This is a genomic window from Ruegeria profundi, from assembly GCF_001507545.1.
Lineage (GTDB): Bacteria > Pseudomonadota > Alphaproteobacteria > Rhodobacterales > Rhodobacteraceae > Ruegeria > Ruegeria profundi.
In genome coordinates this window covers 44425-61247 of sequence record NZ_LQBP01000006.1, presented here as the reverse complement: position 1 = coordinate 61247, position 16823 = coordinate 44425, and the positions used below count along the sequence as shown (strand labels likewise).

Sequence of the window (16823 nt, the reverse complement as noted above, 5' to 3'; positions counted from 1 at the left end):
AGCGTTTCAGAGTTTGTTCAAAGGCACCTTGAGGAACACGTTGCCCTTTTCATCTGCTGGCGGCATTTGGCCTGCACGCATATTGACCTGCAATGACGGCAGGATCAGGCGTGGCATTGGCAGTGTGGCGTCGCGCGCGTCGCGCATTTCCACGAATTCTTCGATCGAGCGACCTTGTCCGATATGAACGTTCAACGCTTTCTGTTCGCCTACCGTAGTTTCCCACGCGTAGTCATCGCGCCCCGGTGCTTTGTAGTCGTGGCCGACAAAGATACGTGTCTGATCCGGTAAGGATAATATTTTCTGGATCGAGTTGAACAGCGTTGCGGATGACCCGCCCGGGAAGTCACAACGCGCGGTACCAAAATCGGGCATGAACAAGGTGTCACCGACAAAAGCCGCATCCCCGATGACATAAGTCAGACAGGCGGGTGTATGGCCAGGGGTGTGCAGAACGTCGCCGCGCATCTGACCAACGTGAAAGCTGTCACCCTCGCGAAACAAGGCGTCGAACTGGCTGCCATCGCGCTGGAACTCGGTGCCTTCGTTGAAGACTTTCCCAAAGGTTTCCTGAACAGTCACGATCTGATCACCGATCCCGATTTTTCCACCCAGTTCCTGCTGTAGATAGGGGGCTGCAGACAGGTGGTCGGCATGGACATGGCTTTCGAGTATCCATTCCACCCGCAGGCCATTCGCCTGAACATAGTCCACTATCTGATCCGCTGATCGTGTGCTGGTGCGACCAGAGGCGTGGTCGAAATCCAGAACGCTGTCGATAATTGCGCAACCTTGCCCCTCGGGTTCTTGCACGATGTAAGAAACCGTAAACGTGTCTGGATCAAAAAAAGGCTTCACTTTCGGTGTCATATGGTCCTCAGCCGCCGGAGTCTAATCAAGTATTAGTTGCAGATTCTGTTGCGATCAACACTACGCAGTTTGATGCCGGTCAAAGCAAGGAGCGCGCATTTCGAGTAAATTTTAAACAATCTGTATCTGGGTGCTTTGATTACGCGTGTGACCGGCGGGATTCCGCGCGCAATTGACCTAGGGTAACCAAGTCGTAAAACAGTTACCAGTTTCCGGGTACGATAACGTTATTGGGAGGATGTTATGTCAGCAGTAAATTTGTATTCCGAAGCCGAACAGCTTGAGAAAAAGCTGAACGGTGCAAGCCTCGACACGCGCCTTGCTTTGCAGCCGAGTGTCACCAAGGTGATCGAAAGGATGCGCCAGCAAGGGGTGCATGTGCCGTCGCGCTTGCGTCGGCTGGACGCGGCATTGTGCGAAGACGCAATGGAAGCGCGTTTCGATAATCTGCCGGTCTGACTACAGCTTGTTAGCCAAAGGATATTCCAACGATCACGACCATCAGTCCGATCACGGAAAGAAAAAGAGCCGCCAAGTTCCACGGCAGAACACCTTGAACAACTGCGCGCAGTTCGTCGTCTGACAAACCGGATCTGCGCGCTTTCATCACACGCAGGATACACCAAACGAGGCCCAGCAGCCCGGCGAGTGAAAGGGCGGCACCGCCCCAGGTGATGACTTCGAACATGGTTCCCCACATTTGCGTATCATTGCCGTCAGCGCTTAGCGGATCGCCCGCTTATTCACAAGTGCGGTAGGATTGGATGCTTGCGGCTTAGGCAGTGGCATTGTATCCGGCGTGATACCCGCTGTTGCAGCATTGAAACCAGGGGATGCCCGAAGCCCTACTGAAACCCAGTCGGATTTTTGTTCTTAAGGAACATGAAGTAAGCGGAATACATGACGTGCAGCAGGAATTCCTTCACCACAACAGGCCAGTATCAGGAACAGCAAGATGAGCATGACCGAAGACGCAGAAGCAAACTACAAAGTCACCGCCGGTGAGCTTCGCCAATTTGTTGAGCGTATCGAGCGTTTGGAACTAGAGAAAAAAGACATCGCCGATCAAATAAAGGAAGTTTATTCCGAAAGTAAATCTCGGGGCTATGACGTGAAGGCCCTGCGCAGCATCATTTCTCTGAGAAAACGAGACAAAGACGATATTGCAGAGCAAGAAGCCGTTATCGAGATGTACAAAGAAATTCTTGGTATGACTTAAAACCGAGTCTATGAACCGGCCCTGAGACTCAGGTCACTTGCCCATGGCGTGGTGATTGAGGCTGGCGAATGCAAAGAAGCGCGACATAGCACTGCTATCTGGGGCGGAGACATCAACCATCGCAGCCCCAGGTAGCAGTGCGGTTATCCTTTCAAATCACTAACGGGTATTTGGATTGAATACCCATTTAAACTTCCGCGCCTGTACCAAGCAGAAAAGCTAGTTTGGATTTTCAATTTCTTCGAGTACGAACCTAACCGTGTTGCTCGAAGATTTGTCGTAAGTACGTGAAGAACTTTCCGTACTGTAGGTTGTTGGCTTGTGCAGTCATTTTGAACCAGGCTTCATCTTCTTCCAAAATCGATAGATGCAGTTGCCCAACATACTGAGACCTTGGCCTACCACCGTTTCGAGCTGGCTTTTCACCCGAAGCAAGGCGCGGTTTGACAAAAGTCTTGTGGTCTTTTTCGAGAGTCAGTCGCTCCAAGAAGCGTATTTCCAGTCTGTTCAGTATTTCAATCATCTGGGCTTCTGTCAGATGAACTCTTTCCGCCATGTAACGGCCCTCGCTTTTTGCCAAACCTTTGTGCTGTTGGATTTTACTCTGAGATTCAAAGTATACTGTATAGACGACTAGCGTTGCGTGGGCGATTTGTCAAAACATGGCGAACGAACCAGAAGACCAATTGCTAGCAGCATTTTCCAGAGTTTTGCGCCGTCACAGACTCGCCAAGAAGTTATCGCAACTAGAGCTCGCCACCCAGGCTAACCGAAGCATGCAATATATCTCACTTCTGGAATCCGGCCACCACCAACCAACTCTCGGAACACTACAACTTCTTAGTGGCGCGCTTGGTCTTTCTTTGACCAAATTGGTTTCCGAAATTGAAGAAGAGGCTGAGTAGCAAATAGCGATTTCTCGGTAAACCTTTGGACAGCGAATCTGTCGCTGAAAACAACACTGAAAATAGTCACAACTGCCACCGCTCAAGGAACTTCTCGATTTGAATGACGTTGGCTTTGAGCTTCGCTTGCAGCCTCGATGCCAGGATACCTGCCGTACGCGTGTCCTCATGCTGCGTGATGAGACCATCATTGCCGGTCCACCGGATTTCGAAGAAATCAGGGCAGGGCATCTCCATGCCGCGGAGGGTAGCTTTCTCGTATTCCTCGAAAAACCACTCCCTAACGCTTCGCTTGATATACTCTGGTGCATCATCGTCTTCGAGCTGAAGGACCATTTGCTCTCGCCAAACGGCCCAACCATAGGCAATATCTTCAGGTCTCAAATGAATCCCATTCATTTTGGCCTCCTTTCAGCCACTCCGCCTTCGCGTCGATGATCTCAGAGCTCCGCTCTTCCGTCATCTCTTCATAAGTCAGGTCTGGGAAATCCTTTGGTCCGATGGGAAACCACCGGCCGCTTTCGCCGTTTCTGACGGCAAATGTCATCCGCTAAAAACGCGGATCTTCAGTCTCGGTGTAAACCGGCTCAATCACTCTCATCGTCATTCTCATCATACACTTTGCGCGCCCTGATCTCTTCTGCGGTGATCGGATCAGACAGCGGCAGTCGCCCGGCGATAAACTCGGCCTTTTTCCTCGCCAGGAATGCCCTGGTCAGTTCATCACCTCGCTCACCTGTTTTCCGTATCCAGAGCGTTGCGGCCTTCTCGACCAAAGCCCAGACGGTCTGCTTGCGCTTGTGGCTCAGGATCTCGTCCTTGATGCCTCGCTCTGCAATGCCGAGCTTGGCGCATTCTCTTTCGTTCATTTGGACTTCATAGTCGGAGATATCAGCGAGGTCGCTGATGTTGCTCAGGTGAGCCCTGGCAACCTCTCTCTCATTCACAAAAACAACGACTTTGAGCATGTTTCACCAATTCTTCTTAACGCAAGCAGGGCAACGTCCGTGCTCATCAGTCCGGTCGATCTGCCCCCTATAGCCACACACATTGCAGGCCATCCTATCCTTCACAGGCCGCCCATCTCCGAAAAGGCGCTTACTCTGCGGACGCCTGGACGACACGAGCTCATGCGCACACCAACAGCACAGCGTTGTGACAAAGCCCTCTACGAGCTGCACCTGGGCTGCGTTGCTGCACTTTTCGCAGCTGTGATTGGCTCGTTCGATTGTCGTTTGAAACAAGCTGTCGATCCGCTCGTCCTTAACCACAGTCCCGAAATAGATACGCAACTGGCCAAACTTTTGCTTGATCTGAGAGACCACAGGATACTCGATCTCCTGCTTGTCGCAGTGCTCCTTGATCTTCCGGAAAAGATCCGTGACCAGACCTGCCCAGCCGTCGGGCGTGTAGCCCAGCTCTTTCTCAACTGAATTCTTGATGTCGTCATAATCGACGACGCCGATATTGCTATCCGACATGACGGACTCCTCCTAAATGGTAGGAGTGGAGGGGCATGATCCCTCACCGTCGACGCTAATCTGGCGTAAAGAGCTTATAAGACTCCTGGCCCACCATGGCACTCCCAAAGGCTCGCTGAATCAGCGAGTTATTCGGGTGCTCAATTGGTGTACACAGCAGGTCATAGCTTAGGCATAGCTCAAGACGTCACAGTTGTGAAGTGCCTTTCATGCCACACTCAGATGTGTCCGCGGGCACAATCCTATCCGGTTACCCCCGTGCGGACACTGTGCCTGAGTCCTTGTTTTGCGGCAAACCCTGTGCTCGTTGTAGTCTCTCGGTGCTACGATCCAGGAACTGGCCTTCGACGAATTCCCCAACTTGAACCCAAAACCTGTCTGGCGTCGAAATAGTCGATACGGCCCTTGCCAGTGATCTCCACCGTTTCGCCGGGTTTGGCATCTTCGTAGGCGTCAGAAGTCGCAAAAAAACCGATCATGTTTTCCAACGAGTTCATATCCGACGGAAATACGTAGGTTATCATCAGTTAGGTTCTTAACTCGGTATCGCCATTCATACTCGATTTCTGAGTTTGGTGCGTTGCAAAGGCTCCAGAAACTCGACACGGACGCCCGTTCGGTTGAAATATACGATTCCTAAAAAGAATGAGACAGATACTTCGAGGGCGGATCATTCTTTTCATCATCATCCTAGGCAATACCAGATCGCGAGGAGTCTCGCTCTGATCCAAATCCTTGCGGGATTCCTCGATAGGTTTATGAGTGGATATCAAAGTACTCGACAATCAGAACGACCAAGGGGATTAAAGTAACGCCTATGCCATACCAAATGCGGTATCGTCTGCTCATTTTGCGCCGCTCGACACTGACAAAGCACTGTTATAACTAGGATTGCGGCACTACAACCGGTGGCCAGCAGAATCGGCGGAGCCGGGAAGTCTAAAATGCTTGTTACAGTTGCTGTCGCCGGATATCGATCCCTCCGAAATCTGGTTCTGCCACTTGCTCCCCTGACGGTAATTACCGGTGGCAATGGGGTCGGAAAGTCGTCGCTGTATCGCGCGCTTCGAATGTTGGGCGAGGTGTCACAAGGTAGTGTCATCTCTACACTCGCGTCTGAAGGAGGGTTGGGCTCCACAATGTGGGCGGGGCCTGAAGTGCTGTCTCGAGGGATGAAAACGGGTGAAGTGCCCATCACCGGAACGACTCGGAGCAAACCAGTCGGCCTAAGGCTTGGCTTTGCGTCCGAAGACTACGGGTACGCAGTCGAGCTTGGATTGCCAGCAGAAACCTCAGCCTTTTCTAATGATCCTGAGATCAAGTCCGAAGCATTGTGGATCGGCGAGACATTGAGCCGACACAACGCGCTTGCAGAGCGCCGTGGCCCGTGTGTACGGGTTCGGTCGGAGTACGGTTCTTGGAACCAGGCGGCCACTAACCTTCCACCGTTTGACAGTATGATGACCCACGCAGCCGATCCGAATAACGCATTAGAGCTGCTGCATTTACGTGACCGTATGCGGAATTGGCGGTTCTATGATCAACTTCGGACTGATCGTGAGGCCCCGGCCAGAAGGCAACAGGTCGGCACCCGAACTCCAATTCTTGCGAGTGACGGCTCGGACCTGGCGGCAGCTATTGAGACAATTCGGGAAATCGGCGATCTGGCAACACTTGAAAAGACCATCATGGACGCATTTCCGGGAAGTTCAATTGAGGTTCATGCGAAAGGTGGGTTATTCAGCCTCAAAATGAAGCAGCACGGGTTGCTGCGCCCGCTCAGCACTGCGGAATTGTCGGATGGGACCCTGCGATACCTGCTCCTCGTGGCGGCCTTACTGACGCCACGACCTCCTAGCCTGATGGTCCTAAATGAGCCCGAAACAAGCCTGCATCCTGACTTAATCCCACCTCTAGCTCGGTTGGTCAAAGAAGCCTCCGCGCGAAGTCAGATCATCGTCGTTTCTCACAACCGAGCGTTAGCCAAAGCTTTGAGCAAGGGTAATGCGCTCACGCATCACCTCGGCAAAGCCACTGGGGAAACCTTTGTCGAAGCGGCGGAACCCATACCTTGGTCGTGGCCCAAACGATAGCCTTTAGGGAAGTGCTAACAGCGCGTGATTGAGTTGTGCGTTACACGGAATCGCCTTGACCCACACTGACCTCGCGCGTGATATAACCGCATGGTTTCCAAATCTACGGTACATCTTGCCGCTATCTTGTATGGCTTAAGTTCATCGATTGTAGTGGCCGAAAAGGTTCATTTTTCTGGACTCTATGTCCCGGAAGGTCTTTCGTGCGCGGAAGGCGCGCGGATTTCGGAGGAATATGGGGACCTTCGTGCCGGATACGTCATCTATGACGACGAGGGGCGCAAATCGGACGACGGGTCTTGTGCTTACGCTCAAGTTCAGGCTCTTCGCGGAACCGCTGTGCAAATCGTTGATCTGGCCTGCTCATTTGACGGTGCAACCTATTCTTACCGCCAGCTCTTGACCCCGCTTGAGAAAAATAGGCTGCTGGTTGTAAACTCACCAGACGAAGAAACCTCCACTTACCAGATCTACACTTTATGCGGATGGGTTCCTGAGAGCTGAATGCGGTAGCGCTCTCCCGGCGACTTCGTGAGCTAGTCTTAAAGGAAACTCATCAGGCGGTTGGCCACACCAGATTTAGCAAAAGAATAACGACTGCAAAGGCGACCGCAAGTGTCAGCCGCTGTCTTCCCTTGCTCTTTCCGTCAAGGACACCGGTAAGCTGCATTAACCAATAGGTGGCGTAAAGTAGGGCACCAGAAGCAAGCGCGTGCGCGACATCATAGTTCATAGGTTTTCCGTCATTTGATGATTCCATAAATCTCAATGATGAGTGCAGATTCCCGTTATTTCCATGGCTAAGATGATCTTCGGGCCGTATTCTGCATAACCTAAATCGGTGCAAGGTTAGTTACATCTGGGTCGCCCGTTGAAAAGCCCCTCTATGGCCCACTTATATCCCTGCGGCGTCGCAATCAAAGAATAAGGGCAACGATACTAATAGGGCTCGAACGTAGTAGATGACGTATTCGCTAGGGTAGAACATAAAATGTCGTTTTCTACATTCGACGTTGTGTTGGTTACAATCGGTTGCGTGCCTGTGAATTCGACAATCCACTGGTATGCTCGCCGACCATCGTTGAGCCGCTCGATATTGCTGGGCGGACCCTGATCCAAAACCACCGACAGGGTGTCCGGTCACGCGCCGCCTTGCCGGACGGGATCTGCACATCCCGCCAGAAGCAGAAAGCTGAAGATCAAGGCTGCGGCAGAGAGTGCTATCTAAGTTTTTCGACCATAGATTTTCCTCTAGCAGACCCGCACAATTGTTCTATTTCGATGCAGGAAGCTGCGCTAGCAGAGTCATTGGTATTCACGCACCGCAAGATCGGCGGCCTCCTTGGGAAGGATGAGGTTCCATCGCCTGTTCGCGATCTCCTCTCTGACCGTCACGGCGCTAACCATCCTGTTCCCAACTCGCAGCTCAAGGTCCTTTCCGATCTTCGCCCTTGTCAGGCCCGCCACGGCGAAAGCAGCGTCTTCGTTTAGCTCGAGCCGAAGTATCACTTGCTCATTGCCGGTCTCTTCGGTGCTCATTTCGCGGACAGCAGCAGGCAATAGAGCAATCGGGCCGATGGAAATCCAGTCAGGAAATCGCTCTACCACGCATACCGGGTAGTCCCCTGGATGTCTTCCACCGCCGAGGTCCAGGCACTTGTCCTCCTGTACGGCCAGCTGTACACGCGCGCCCGCCCAGAACGCGGCAGTCACCAGCACTACCATCGCCGCGACTAGGGCGAAGAGCCGCATTAACGGTTCCAAAAATAAAGAAACAGCGACGTCAGAAGCATCGCCACTGCACCTAAGGTGAATATCCACCCAAGGCCGAGAAGGAAAAACGCTTCGCGCAGCACTCCGTCCTCGTCAATCTGCACACCTTGCACCCAATAGAGGACCCATAAAGCCGCACCAATGGTCAAAGAGAACAGCGCCGAGATCAGGGTCACTTTCGCGGCGCGCCTAGTTGCACTGATCATATCGATAGTCTCCGTATTCGATCCAACGCTCTGAACCATCTTCAAAAACGAGAAACTCGGAACGGTCCTGGCCCAAGAGAGCGACGATAAAGCCACGCGGCGGCTCTGCATTGCCGAAGTAGCTGTAGGACGTCATTGCGTCCATCGTTTCACCGTTGACCGTAACACGCGCGTCCCAGTCGCTGCCGGTGTCGACAATGGCATATTCGATCTGTCGCTGAGTGCCGCCCCCACCGCAGTAGACTACGCCTTCAGGTGCTTCCGGACGGGAACCTGAACCCGACGAGGCGAGGTTACTACAACTGCGTTTCAACGAACGGATGGCCGCCGAAGACCCCTTCAATTCGAGGATCGCATACGAAATGTCCTGATCGGTCATAGAGAGATTGAGCGTCGCGTTAGCGGCAATCTGATCCAGAATAAACACGTAGTCATTGGCGTCATTGAACTCAATTTCTACGGGGTAATTGTCCACAACCCGGAAGGAACTGTTGGCCCGCCCGGCCTGAAACGCACCGACTTCAGTTGTGCCGTTGCTCATGAATCGAAACGAAAGCCCCTGCTTGTTCACGATGTCCTGGCTGTCTTCATAGCCTGCTGGAGCAAACCGTATGCGGTCGCATTGCAGTTCTAAAGTGATATTGTTCGCCTGAATGAATGCATTAGGGCTTGGGCCTGAACTAAACTGCCAATCTGCCATTGCCGACAATGGAGCAGCGAGCAAAAAGGACGTAAATAATATGGAAAGCCTGTTCATTTATGACCTCATTATTGTAGAGAGCGGAACCGGCGGCTGCCGGTGTTCAAATTCGTGAGAGCCAGTTGACTCATCAACCTAGTGCCCAAAGCTACACCCGCTTCACATCTTTTTTCCTCTTGGAATAGGCGGCTCTTTAGACCGTCCGCTTCAAAGAGCTTATCCTTCACCCATGAAGAACACGGACGTGACAGCGCCGGACGGAGTCGTCTCGCAGACCCAGAAATTTTGTGCGCCGGGTACGTTCATGAGCAGGCTAAAGCCATCTTCAAGGCGAGTAACGTCGTTCACTGACGAACCGGTGACACCGACGGTAGAGTTGACATCCGCGACGCAATTGGCGCGCGCGACAGCTTCACCGTCTCCAGAGCCGGGTTGCGTTGTCTCGACACAACCTGCGACAGCCGTTGCAACGAAGACTGCAAAGCCAATTTTTGAATAGTTAGACACTTTTTCCCCCCTAATTTGATTCTGTTGGTTGTAGACAGTCGGAATAGCGAGACCTGTGCAGGCAAACCGTAGATTCTTCCTTAGTATTCTCCCAAGCAACTTTACTTAGTCCCCGCAAAACCTCTGACCAAGTCTGCGTCATAGCGTCAAACTGGAGCGGGACCGTATGCATTATCGCCTTCTTGTGACGGTCGACTTAGCCACCAGATCATGAGCACTGTGAGTATGAGTTGCAGAATACCGACAACCATCAACCCGGTGACACCGAGGAAAGCCGCTGGGCCCCTCAGAGTTTCAGGATCATTCGCGCCTTGCTCGAGCGCAGAGAACACTGCGATGCCACTGAACAGCATGAGCACAGTCGCGATGCTTAGTGCTGCAGGCAAAAGCAAATACCAGCCCGGTCGACCTGTGTCGTGCAGTCGACGCCATCCAGCAGCCAGCATGGGTATTAGAACGGCCAGCTGAAAAATTGGGGTCAGGACTTGGATGCCTTGTCCGGTTTCGGGATCCGTCCCAAAGATTGATGCGTCGACGATTGCAAAGATGAGGCTTACGAGAACAACAAACAGCACAAACCACCAGTACTCAGACCTCACTGCACGCCCGGAAAAAACAAAGTACTTTCCAAAGCACGTTTTGGTTGCTTGAACAAATCCCATATTTCCGAACTCCTTAGAGCGGCGGCCCGATCTCTCTGAAATCATGGACCCTACTCCACGGCTTAGTCAATCGCCTTGGCACTGCTCCCTCAAAACCGGTGAGTGTCCAAATTAGCCACCTTAGAATCTTCTCTGAAGCAGCGCTCGGTTTCCCTGTAGCGGAAGTACAAAATGCACCTAGTAAACCCTACCCATACCTTGGCCTCCGTGTCACCTCATCTTGCTCTTTGAGTGAAGCACGCTTCTAGGGTAAACCAGACGCGAAGACGCACGCACTCTTTCTCGGGCGTCGATGCTAAACTGTCACGTGGGGTCGGCCGGTCAAAATGTGGGCGCGCGCCGCCATTCGGGATCGAGAGCCCGCAATTCTTGCAGGGTCCCCGCGCCATGCGCTGCGCCATAGAGGACAACGACGTTACCCGGAGCGGTATCGATCACGGCTGCCAAGTGTCTGTTACGTGCGTCAACTGTGATCTGCGTGACCCGCGCAGGGTCCGCAGTCGGCAGAACGAAGTCTCTCATGGGCGTCGACAGGTTCTCTTCGCTGATTTCGAGTGGTCCAATCAGCATTTCATAGGCGTCTGCGATTTGTGCTGGTGTCAGATCCACGTTCACATCCTGACCACCTGGGAAGCCAAGGAAAGCCTCGTTGTCCTGTGCAACAAGACCGTCCGACACGTTCTCGGCATAGAAGGCCGGCGAGGGCAGCATGCCCAGCATTGCGCGTATCCTTCGTTTGTCGGCGACGCTGGCCGTGTCGAAGTCGATAAACTCGTAATAGAGGTCCGCTCCATTTAGCTTGAGGCGTTCGACCTCAGCGGCAATACGATCATAGAAAGGCTGCTCGGCAATATGGATCATGGGGATGAAATACAGGCTTCGCTCGCCATTGGTGAAGGTAAAGCGTTTTGCGCCACCTGCAGATCCATCGACAATGAAGTCTTCCTCGGTCAAGGTGCCAATGTCGCCAGGTGGACCCTCGGGTATAGGATCCCCCGCAGCGTTGTTCCCGATCACAGCTGCAGCCAATAGTGAGATGGCAAACGATGTGGACAACTTTTCTCTGAAAGATGTCGTTGCACTCCTCGCAGTGGCCGTGATTCTTGTAATGGTTGCCATTGTTGTGGGAACGCAAGAAAAAATGAATTGGGACGCGGACATGGATGTTTCTTACCTTCGCGGTACGCTGAATAATGTGTAGCTGTTCGTCTGGGTCAGGATTGGCACACCAGTCTGTGCCATGAGTTCATCCATATCCGTCGAACCGGTCGAACACGCTACAAGATCGGCAGCGTCGTCTAAGAAATCGAGGGTAAAAGCGCTTTCGCCAACGAGGCGGCAATCATCAGCAGCGCTTCTGTAGCCGCGGACGAAGATCAATTCCGGATCAGATTCGCTTGTGGCAACCTCAGGAGTGGTTTCAGCGCATCCCGCAACAGCCAGCACCGATGCGATGGTGCCGATATAGAGCATAATCATTTCGAGGTGTCGTTTCAAATACGCTACTCCCACTCAGCGCGCGTGCTGCGCCACACCTTTTCTTCTGAATCCCATGCGCTGGCTACGATGCAGGGCGTTGGGTTGATACCTTCACACTGCGAGCCATGCACATCCGCCAGAAGCACCCGGAACGGGCCGATGTTCGCCATCTCCCAACCCTGATTGAGAAGCGAAAACGCACGATCCTCGATCAGGAAATGGGACATGCAACCGCCTGTACCACAATAGAGTGATGCAGCGGTCGAACACGAGAATCCACTTTCGTCCAGCCCCCAGTCCCGCTGGAGGTCTCCGTCCAGATCCACGCGGCGAACCGCACCGAACTCCAGGGCGAACTGTCCGTTCTCGAATTCAGAACAAGCCCTTTGGGCGGCTTCGACCTTTTCGGCCAACTGCGCCGGCAGCGCAGACCAATCTTGTGCAATTGCCGGACCAGTGTTGAATGCCGTCAAGATTGTACAGAGAAAGAACGCCCATTTCCGGGCATCGTCGCGATTGCTCTTTCTGGCTATCTTAGTCTCCATTTTCGATTCTCCATCATGTACCTAAGGTTCCGCTGCATGGTTCGCCGGAGTTGTCACCGAATTCGATTTAGTTTCGTCACCATCACTGAAGACAAGGAATTTCGACCGTTCTTCGCCAAGCAGCCCGAACTGGAACCCTGTCGGCGGCTGTGATCGAAAAAGCTGCGCGACGTCATCGCGCGAATGGTATCGCCATCTTAAGCAACACTGATACTCCAAGGGTCGTATGGCTCTCTAACGAAAGCGTTGTCGATGACCTTCTCTGCGGCACCATTTCCGCAGCAGACTATGCCTTCAGACGCTTCCATGATCCGAGATTTCGACACGCCGGAGTTGCAGGCTAAGCGCTGGGAATTGACCGCCGTGGACGAGCCTTTGAGCGTGGCGAAACCGATATCCAGTCCAACTTTCCGCACTTCCACCGTGGGGCTCCTTTCCCTGCAGAAGAGTTCCTCTGCAGTTCGCCGCGACGCGTGACAGTTGGGCGCAAACATCATCCGCCCAATCCATAGTTCTAACACCGGCATTCGACAACTCGCTGCACTTTGATTGAACGACCGCTGTATGCGCTTCGTCGCAGCAGCCGGACGTAACTGGTGTGCTTTCTGCATGCGCGAATACTCCGGGTAGAGTTCTTGCAGTTTTGTGAGTGAATTCTATCGCGGGGCGAATAATCTTCAAGCGGCACTGTTGCGCCGCGGCCCCCATTAAAAACCATTCGCCAAAGCGTTCTGTCATCCGAGTACTTTTTTGTGCTCAAATGATCTCCGGATCATCGCAAAAGGTTGTGACCGCGTTTGTGAAGTTAGTGGAGAGAGCTTATGGAAACAAAGTATCGAGTTCAGGCAAGCGTAGCGCCTTACGTTGATCGCGCACTTTTCTCTAAGCTCACTCTGGGAGCCTTGGTGTACTTCTTACTGCCCGGCGATGCCCAGGCCCAAAGTTCGCAATCTTGCGTTGAAGTTGGTGCTCCGCGTCAAGAATACACTGCTGGAACAGAGACCATTCTTAGCGGGCAGACGATATCTTCTACTGTGAAAACCTGCCTGCCAATTCCAAACGGGCCCACCACGGCGCTTCTGATTGGTAATTCCACCATAACGCCTTCTGGGGAAATTGAGCTGTATGTCCCGGGGCAGAGTCAAAATCCAGACAGAGCATCGGTACTGGCTTTGCTGAACGTCGATGTCGCGGCTGGGAGCGGCGACTTTGTTTCACGGGAGGCCCTGACGACGGAAATCAACGGCAAGCTAAGAGTCAATATTGTAGGGACTTCGATAGGATCAGGACGCTCCATGACATTTGCGCCCGCAAATGGGAGTGATGTTGATCCAACCGAGGTATATTTCCAATCAGACACGCCGTTAACTTACGATAACTTGACAGTAACAAACGCGACGGAAATCGCGTTTGGTGTGATCAACATTCAGACAAGAAGTGCTCAAGCGTCTGATTTTACACTGACCAACAGTTCAATGTCGGCCACCAGTAATATGGTGATCGGTGGTGGTTCAACACTTAGGCTTGACGCGTCCAGCAGCTTAACCACGGTCGATTTTGATAACTTTGGTACTCTGGCCGGTAATGGCACCGTGAATGCATTCAATTTCAACGTGAGAAATGGCGCTGTTCTTTCACCGGGCTCTTCGATTGGGACGTTGAATATTAATAGTGCAATTTTCTTCGATGCGGGGTCGACGATTTTATCAGAAGTCGACCCCACAGCGGCACAAAACGCGGATCTGGTTTCGTCAACAGACGCAGTCACTGGTATCAACAACGCCACCATACAAGTCGAAGCCGCTCGTCCTGGCCTGACTGCGCAGGACTATGCTGCTGGCAACGACTACACGGTTTTTCAAGCCTCGAGTTTCGATGGAAACTCCCCAACTCTTGTTGCCGGAGGATCTCTGCCCGCCCTATCCAGTCTGAGTATCTCAAACACGCCAACCGCGGACGGTAGAATCGACATAGCGTTTTCGACCCTCCCCGTTTCGAGTTTACCGCAACATCCATCAGTTGTTGGATCTCCCAATGCAAGCAACCTTGCTGGTGCGGTGGCCAACACTACAAACACGTCACCTGGAACTAATCTGACCAATGGCTCAACCTTGGGTAATACCGTTAACACGCTTACCAATTCAGGTTTGGCTGGGTTTAATCGTGTGCACGCAGAACCCTATTCCTCCAATTTGACCGTTGGGCTTGAGCAACTTGACCTGATAACCAACACTGTGCTGAGCCACGCTGACTGCCGCAAGTATCAAGCGGTTGGCTTCAACAATGAGGATCAACCTATTGCATCGGGAGACATCGACTCGGCCCAGGGCCCGAGCGGCGCAATAGACTGCTCTGATCGGCGCTGGTGGATCGACACGGCCTATGTGAGCGGGGACGTTGATGGAAGCAATGGCCTTGGGACATTCGACTATTCGCTGGGCACCATTTTGGTCGGAGCGGATGTCGCAAGCACCGACAGAGGTGTGGTCGGCGTGTACGCAGGTTTTGGGACATCCTCCATGGATGAACACGATCAAGTCGATCAGGACTTTTCGACCGACAGCTATCATGTGGGCGTCTATGGGCGTACAACAACCGGAACTTGGGAGTTCTCCGGGCTGGTCGGTTACATGTTCGGTGAAACCGACGCTAAGCGAAATAACCCTTCTGTTGATGGCTTTACAGGAGGCGAGGCAAAGTCTGATTTGGACCAAGAGGGCATCCATGCCGGTATCCAGGCACGGAAGTTGTTTAACCTGGACAGCGGTGCAAGGGTTTCCACGGTTTTTGGATTGAACTACGGGCGTATTCAACAAGGTTCAGGCACAGAGACGGGCGGTGGTGATTTCAACTACTCGATTGAAAAAGCGAACGCAGAGTCTCTGGTTGCTTCCATTGGAGTTGATTATCAACGCGACTTCTTGACAGAGAATGGTGTGCTAACCCCAATTGCCTTTGCTCGTTACGAGTATGATTTTTTTGCCAACAAGGACAGTGAACACGAAATCACTGTCACGAGCCCGATATTTGGCACGTTCACACAAGTCGGACAAAACCGAGGAGCAAATGGTTTCGTTCTTGGTCTGGGGCTAGGGTATCAGATTTCTGATCTGGCCAGACTGACGGCAGGGTATGGTTACTCAGTTCGTTCCAACGGCCAAGAGCATGGTCTCGGTGCAAACTTAAGCGTTCGGTTCTGATTAGGGCGGACCAAAGAAGAGGAATGGTAAGCTAGCTGCAACAACTTGCGTAAGCTAACGTGGCGGTGTGAGCGTCATTCTCTAGCGATCAAAATTTGGGGATATTAAAAACATAAAGCCGCGATTTCTTGGCGTCGTCTGTCAGGATATAGAAAAGCCCTCGGGTCTCATCGAGGGCGATCCCTTCGGGATGTTTAACTTCTTTTTGTTTTCCATCTTCTGTGAACGTCAAACTGATAGACTTTATGGACTTGGACTCTGGATTGTAGACGAAGATTTGACGGCTTTTGTCACTCACAATCCAAAGAGAACGTGAGGACGGGGACCATGCCAGGCCGCTCAAATCCAGTTCATCATCATCTACACGCTCGGAGATAAAACCTGCATCGCGGGCTAAAGGAATCATCTCAACAATTTCATCTAGCTCTGGTGATACGACCATTAACAACCTTGGTTGTCCCTCAATGCCAATGAAGACCCGCCCAGATTCCGGTTCGACGGCGATGCCCTCAGGTCCCTTGTTCAAAGGGTTGCCGACGAGCAATTCAGCGGCGTCCGAGTAGCCTTTGAGAGATGTGAGAGGGATTGTAGTTAGTTGAATGGGGTCAGTCGGGTGAACGACTAGAATTGATCGATCAGTTTCCTGAAGTACTAAAACAGACCCATCTTTTCGTGATGCGACGCCCTCCAGATCTGATCCCGCCAATGAAGGCAGCTTGAATGAGTTTCCTAATGCCCCGTCGATTCCAAGTAGGTGCAGTTTAGGTTCAGCGTCGCTTACTGACCATAAGAAGCCTTCCGCGTTGGACAGAGACAATCCGGAAGGCTCCGAGAAGCCTTCCGATTTATCCGCCACCTTGAAGGAGTCGATGAGTGTCAAGCCTGGACTCTCGGCATGGGCACCCTCGATCCATGCCAGAAATGAAACAGTCGCGCTTGCAAAAGAAGCTAGTGTTCCAAGCTTGGGGAAGCACCGTGAAAACCCAAGTTTCGACCGAAGTGGCTTGTATTCTGTCATTGGATTTTCTCGCGCTTGGACCACATCTCCGTATCAGCGTTCGTATCACAGTCTGGATGCGATGTCCGAAGAGTGCATTGTAATCTCTTTACCTGATCCCGACTGTTGCGATTGAATTGGACAAGAATTGTCTTTGGCGGAACGTAATCTGCTAGAGTAAGCAGG

General features: G+C 52.5%; 24 protein-coding genes. 6 read left to right on the top strand and 18 right to left on the bottom strand.

The annotated features are described in order from the left end of the window. Positions 1-6: 6 nt before the first annotated feature. A complete protein-coding gene (locus AVO44_RS12475; RefSeq protein WP_068337464.1) occupies positions 7-870 on the bottom strand; it encodes an MBL fold metallo-hydrolase in 864 nt (287 codons plus the stop codon). A gap of 243 nt (positions 871-1113) precedes the next feature. Between AVO44_RS12475 and AVO44_RS12470 the strand changes: the two genes are divergently transcribed. Next, on the top strand, positions 1114-1329 hold the full coding sequence (locus AVO44_RS12470; RefSeq protein ID WP_068337463.1) for a hypothetical protein: 216 nt from the start codon (positions 1114-1116) through the stop codon (positions 1327-1329). A 10-nt stretch (positions 1330-1339) separates the two neighbouring features. On the opposite strand, the gene AVO44_RS12465 is transcribed toward AVO44_RS12470, so the two are convergent. Next, positions 1340-1558 (bottom strand): hypothetical protein, encoded by a 219-nt coding sequence (locus tag AVO44_RS12465; RefSeq protein ID WP_068337460.1) that lies wholly within the window; start codon positions 1556-1558, stop codon positions 1340-1342. A 267-nt stretch (positions 1559-1825) separates the two neighbouring features. Between AVO44_RS12465 and AVO44_RS12460 the strand changes: the two genes are divergently transcribed. Beyond that, the gene (locus AVO44_RS12460) at positions 1826-2089 is read left to right on the top strand and encodes a DUF2312 domain-containing protein (protein WP_068337459.1); all 264 of its coding nucleotides are present in this window, start codon (positions 1826-1828) and stop codon (positions 2087-2089) included. Positions 2090-2342: 253 nt separating this feature from the next. Here AVO44_RS12460 and AVO44_RS12455 read toward each other — a convergent pair whose 3' ends face one another. Continuing rightward, positions 2343-2645, bottom strand: coding sequence for a hypothetical protein (locus AVO44_RS12455; RefSeq protein ID WP_068337457.1), 303 nt, complete (start codon positions 2643-2645; stop codon positions 2343-2345). Positions 2646-2751: 106 nt separating this feature from the next. Here AVO44_RS12455 and AVO44_RS12450 point away from each other — a divergent pair, with 106 nt between their 5' ends. Next, entirely contained in the window at positions 2752-2994 is a 243-nt protein-coding gene (locus tag AVO44_RS12450) for a helix-turn-helix domain-containing protein (RefSeq protein ID WP_068337455.1), read from the top strand. Between the two features lie 66 nt (positions 2995-3060). On the opposite strand, the gene AVO44_RS12445 is transcribed toward AVO44_RS12450, so the two are convergent. The 5 genes from AVO44_RS12445 to AVO44_RS12430 form a co-directional block, all read right to left on the bottom strand. Further along, complete coding sequence (locus AVO44_RS12445; RefSeq protein ID WP_157769980.1) at positions 3061-3393, bottom strand: hypothetical protein; 333 nt, start codon at positions 3391-3393, stop codon at positions 3061-3063. Beyond that, entirely contained in the window at positions 3368-3541 is a 174-nt protein-coding gene (locus AVO44_RS21310; protein WP_169794855.1) for a hypothetical protein, read from the bottom strand. Before AVO44_RS21310 ends, AVO44_RS12445 begins: the two co-directional genes overlap by 26 nt. A 40-nt stretch (positions 3542-3581) precedes the next feature. Continuing rightward, positions 3582-3962: a hypothetical protein gene (locus AVO44_RS12440; RefSeq protein ID WP_068337451.1), complete on the bottom strand. Its 381-nt coding sequence runs from the start codon at positions 3960-3962 to the stop codon at positions 3582-3584. Positions 3963-3965: 3 nt separating this feature from the next. Next, on the bottom strand, positions 3966-4475 hold the full coding sequence (locus tag AVO44_RS12435; protein WP_068337448.1) for a hypothetical protein: 510 nt from the start codon (positions 4473-4475) through the stop codon (positions 3966-3968). Positions 4476-4798: 323 nt separating this feature from the next. Then, positions 4799-4999, bottom strand: a complete 201-nt coding sequence (locus AVO44_RS12430; protein ID WP_068337446.1) for a hypothetical protein — start codon at positions 4997-4999, stop codon at positions 4799-4801. A 420-nt stretch (positions 5000-5419) separates the two neighbouring features. Between AVO44_RS12430 and AVO44_RS12425 the strand changes: the two genes are divergently transcribed. Further along, positions 5420-6568 (top strand): AAA family ATPase, encoded by a 1149-nt coding sequence (locus AVO44_RS12425; RefSeq protein WP_068337445.1) that lies wholly within the window; start codon positions 5420-5422, stop codon positions 6566-6568. A gap of 90 nt (positions 6569-6658) precedes the next feature. Then, positions 6659-7072, top strand: coding sequence for a hypothetical protein (locus AVO44_RS12420; protein WP_068337444.1), 414 nt, complete (start codon positions 6659-6661; stop codon positions 7070-7072). Between the two features lie 52 nt (positions 7073-7124). Here the strand turns inward: AVO44_RS12420 and AVO44_RS21055 are convergent, their stop codons facing one another. The 9 genes from AVO44_RS21055 to AVO44_RS12380 all read right to left on the bottom strand — a co-directional run bounded on the left by AVO44_RS21055 (position 7125) and on the right by AVO44_RS12380 (position 12440). After that, complete coding sequence (locus AVO44_RS21055) at positions 7125-7301, bottom strand: hypothetical protein (RefSeq protein ID WP_157769979.1); 177 nt, start codon at positions 7299-7301, stop codon at positions 7125-7127. Between the two features lie 572 nt (positions 7302-7873). Beyond that, complete coding sequence (locus AVO44_RS21050) at positions 7874-8320, bottom strand: hypothetical protein (RefSeq protein WP_068337442.1); 447 nt, start codon at positions 8318-8320, stop codon at positions 7874-7876. Continuing rightward, positions 8320-8547, bottom strand: a complete 228-nt coding sequence (locus tag AVO44_RS12410) for a DUF3955 domain-containing protein (RefSeq protein WP_068337439.1) — start codon at positions 8545-8547, stop codon at positions 8320-8322. Before AVO44_RS12410 ends, AVO44_RS21050 begins: the two co-directional genes overlap by 1 nt. Beyond that, complete coding sequence (locus tag AVO44_RS12405) at positions 8531-9088, bottom strand: hypothetical protein (RefSeq protein WP_233421983.1); 558 nt, start codon at positions 9086-9088, stop codon at positions 8531-8533. The genes AVO44_RS12410 and AVO44_RS12405 overlap by 17 nt, the downstream gene beginning before the upstream one ends. A 375-nt stretch (positions 9089-9463) precedes the next feature. Next, complete coding sequence (locus AVO44_RS12400; protein WP_068337434.1) at positions 9464-9754, bottom strand: hypothetical protein; 291 nt, start codon at positions 9752-9754, stop codon at positions 9464-9466. A gap of 146 nt (positions 9755-9900) precedes the next feature. Further along, positions 9901-10416, bottom strand: a complete 516-nt coding sequence (locus tag AVO44_RS12395) for a DUF805 domain-containing protein (protein ID WP_233421982.1) — start codon at positions 10414-10416, stop codon at positions 9901-9903. A gap of 321 nt (positions 10417-10737) precedes the next feature. Beyond that, a complete protein-coding gene (locus AVO44_RS12390) occupies positions 10738-11472 on the bottom strand; it encodes a hypothetical protein (protein WP_157769978.1) in 735 nt (244 codons plus the stop codon). Between the two features lie 114 nt (positions 11473-11586). Continuing rightward, positions 11587-11913: a hypothetical protein gene (locus AVO44_RS12385; protein WP_205626544.1), complete on the bottom strand. Its 327-nt coding sequence runs from the start codon at positions 11911-11913 to the stop codon at positions 11587-11589. Positions 11914-11918: 5 nt separating this feature from the next. Next, positions 11919-12440, bottom strand: coding sequence for a hypothetical protein (locus AVO44_RS12380; RefSeq protein WP_068337427.1), 522 nt, complete (start codon positions 12438-12440; stop codon positions 11919-11921). Positions 12441-13261: 821 nt separating this feature from the next. Here AVO44_RS12380 and AVO44_RS12370 point away from each other — a divergent pair. Then, complete coding sequence (locus AVO44_RS12370; RefSeq protein WP_233421981.1) at positions 13262-15640, top strand: autotransporter family protein; 2379 nt, start codon at positions 13262-13264, stop codon at positions 15638-15640. 88 nt (positions 15641-15728) lie between these two features. Here the strand turns inward: AVO44_RS12370 and AVO44_RS12365 are convergent, their stop codons facing one another. Continuing rightward, on the bottom strand, positions 15729-16658 hold the full coding sequence (locus AVO44_RS12365) for an SdiA-regulated domain-containing protein (RefSeq protein WP_068337420.1): 930 nt from the start codon (positions 16656-16658) through the stop codon (positions 15729-15731). Between the last annotated feature and the right edge of the window lie 165 nt (positions 16659-16823).

What these genes read in the sequence shown, in the direction of transcription:
- AVO44_RS21055 (WP_157769979.1), bottom strand. Translation starts at nt 7,301, where the DNA reads ATGAACTATGATGTCGCGCACGCGCTTGCTTCTGGTGCCCTACTTTAC.
- AVO44_RS21050 (WP_068337442.1), bottom strand. Translation starts at nt 8,320, where the DNA reads ATGCGGCTCTTCGCCCTAGTCGCGGCGATGGTAGTGCTGGTGACTGCC.
- AVO44_RS21310 (WP_169794855.1), bottom strand. Translation starts at nt 3,541, where the DNA reads ATGACATTTGCCGTCAGAAACGGCGAAAGCGGCCGGTGGTTTCCCATC.
- AVO44_RS12450 (WP_068337455.1), top strand. Translation starts at nt 2,752, where the DNA reads ATGGCGAACGAACCAGAAGACCAATTGCTAGCAGCATTTTCCAGAGTT.
- AVO44_RS12465 (WP_068337460.1), bottom strand. Translation starts at nt 1,558, where the DNA reads ATGTTCGAAGTCATCACCTGGGGCGGTGCCGCCCTTTCACTCGCCGGG.
- AVO44_RS12440 (WP_068337451.1), bottom strand. Translation starts at nt 3,962, where the DNA reads ATGCTCAAAGTCGTTGTTTTTGTGAATGAGAGAGAGGTTGCCAGGGCT.
- AVO44_RS12445 (WP_157769980.1), bottom strand. Translation starts at nt 3,393, where the DNA reads ATGAATGGGATTCATTTGAGACCTGAAGATATTGCCTATGGTTGGGCC.
- AVO44_RS12380 (WP_068337427.1), bottom strand. Translation starts at nt 12,440, where the DNA reads ATGGAGACTAAGATAGCCAGAAAGAGCAATCGCGACGATGCCCGGAAA.
- AVO44_RS12435 (WP_068337448.1), bottom strand. Translation starts at nt 4,475, where the DNA reads ATGTCGGATAGCAATATCGGCGTCGTCGATTATGACGACATCAAGAAT.
- AVO44_RS12470 (WP_068337463.1), top strand. Translation starts at nt 1,114, where the DNA reads ATGTCAGCAGTAAATTTGTATTCCGAAGCCGAACAGCTTGAGAAAAAG.
- AVO44_RS12455 (WP_068337457.1), bottom strand. Translation starts at nt 2,645, where the DNA reads ATGGCGGAAAGAGTTCATCTGACAGAAGCCCAGATGATTGAAATACTG.
- AVO44_RS12395 (WP_233421982.1), bottom strand. Translation starts at nt 10,416, where the DNA reads ATGGGATTTGTTCAAGCAACCAAAACGTGCTTTGGAAAGTACTTTGTT.
- AVO44_RS12365 (WP_068337420.1), bottom strand. Translation starts at nt 16,658, where the DNA reads ATGACAGAATACAAGCCACTTCGGTCGAAACTTGGGTTTTCACGGTGC.
- AVO44_RS12420 (WP_068337444.1), top strand. Translation starts at nt 6,659, where the DNA reads ATGGTTTCCAAATCTACGGTACATCTTGCCGCTATCTTGTATGGCTTA.
- AVO44_RS12460 (WP_068337459.1), top strand. Translation starts at nt 1,826, where the DNA reads ATGAGCATGACCGAAGACGCAGAAGCAAACTACAAAGTCACCGCCGGT.
- AVO44_RS12410 (WP_068337439.1), bottom strand. Translation starts at nt 8,547, where the DNA reads ATGATCAGTGCAACTAGGCGCGCCGCGAAAGTGACCCTGATCTCGGCG.
- AVO44_RS12425 (WP_068337445.1), top strand. Translation starts at nt 5,420, where the DNA reads ATGCTTGTTACAGTTGCTGTCGCCGGATATCGATCCCTCCGAAATCTG.
- AVO44_RS12370 (WP_233421981.1), top strand. Translation starts at nt 13,262, where the DNA reads ATGGAAACAAAGTATCGAGTTCAGGCAAGCGTAGCGCCTTACGTTGAT.
- AVO44_RS12475 (WP_068337464.1), bottom strand. Translation starts at nt 870, where the DNA reads ATGACACCGAAAGTGAAGCCTTTTTTTGATCCAGACACGTTTACGGTT.
- AVO44_RS12405 (WP_233421983.1), bottom strand. Translation starts at nt 9,088, where the DNA reads ATGAGCAACGGCACAACTGAAGTCGGTGCGTTTCAGGCCGGGCGGGCC.
- AVO44_RS12430 (WP_068337446.1), bottom strand. Translation starts at nt 4,999, where the DNA reads ATGATAACCTACGTATTTCCGTCGGATATGAACTCGTTGGAAAACATG.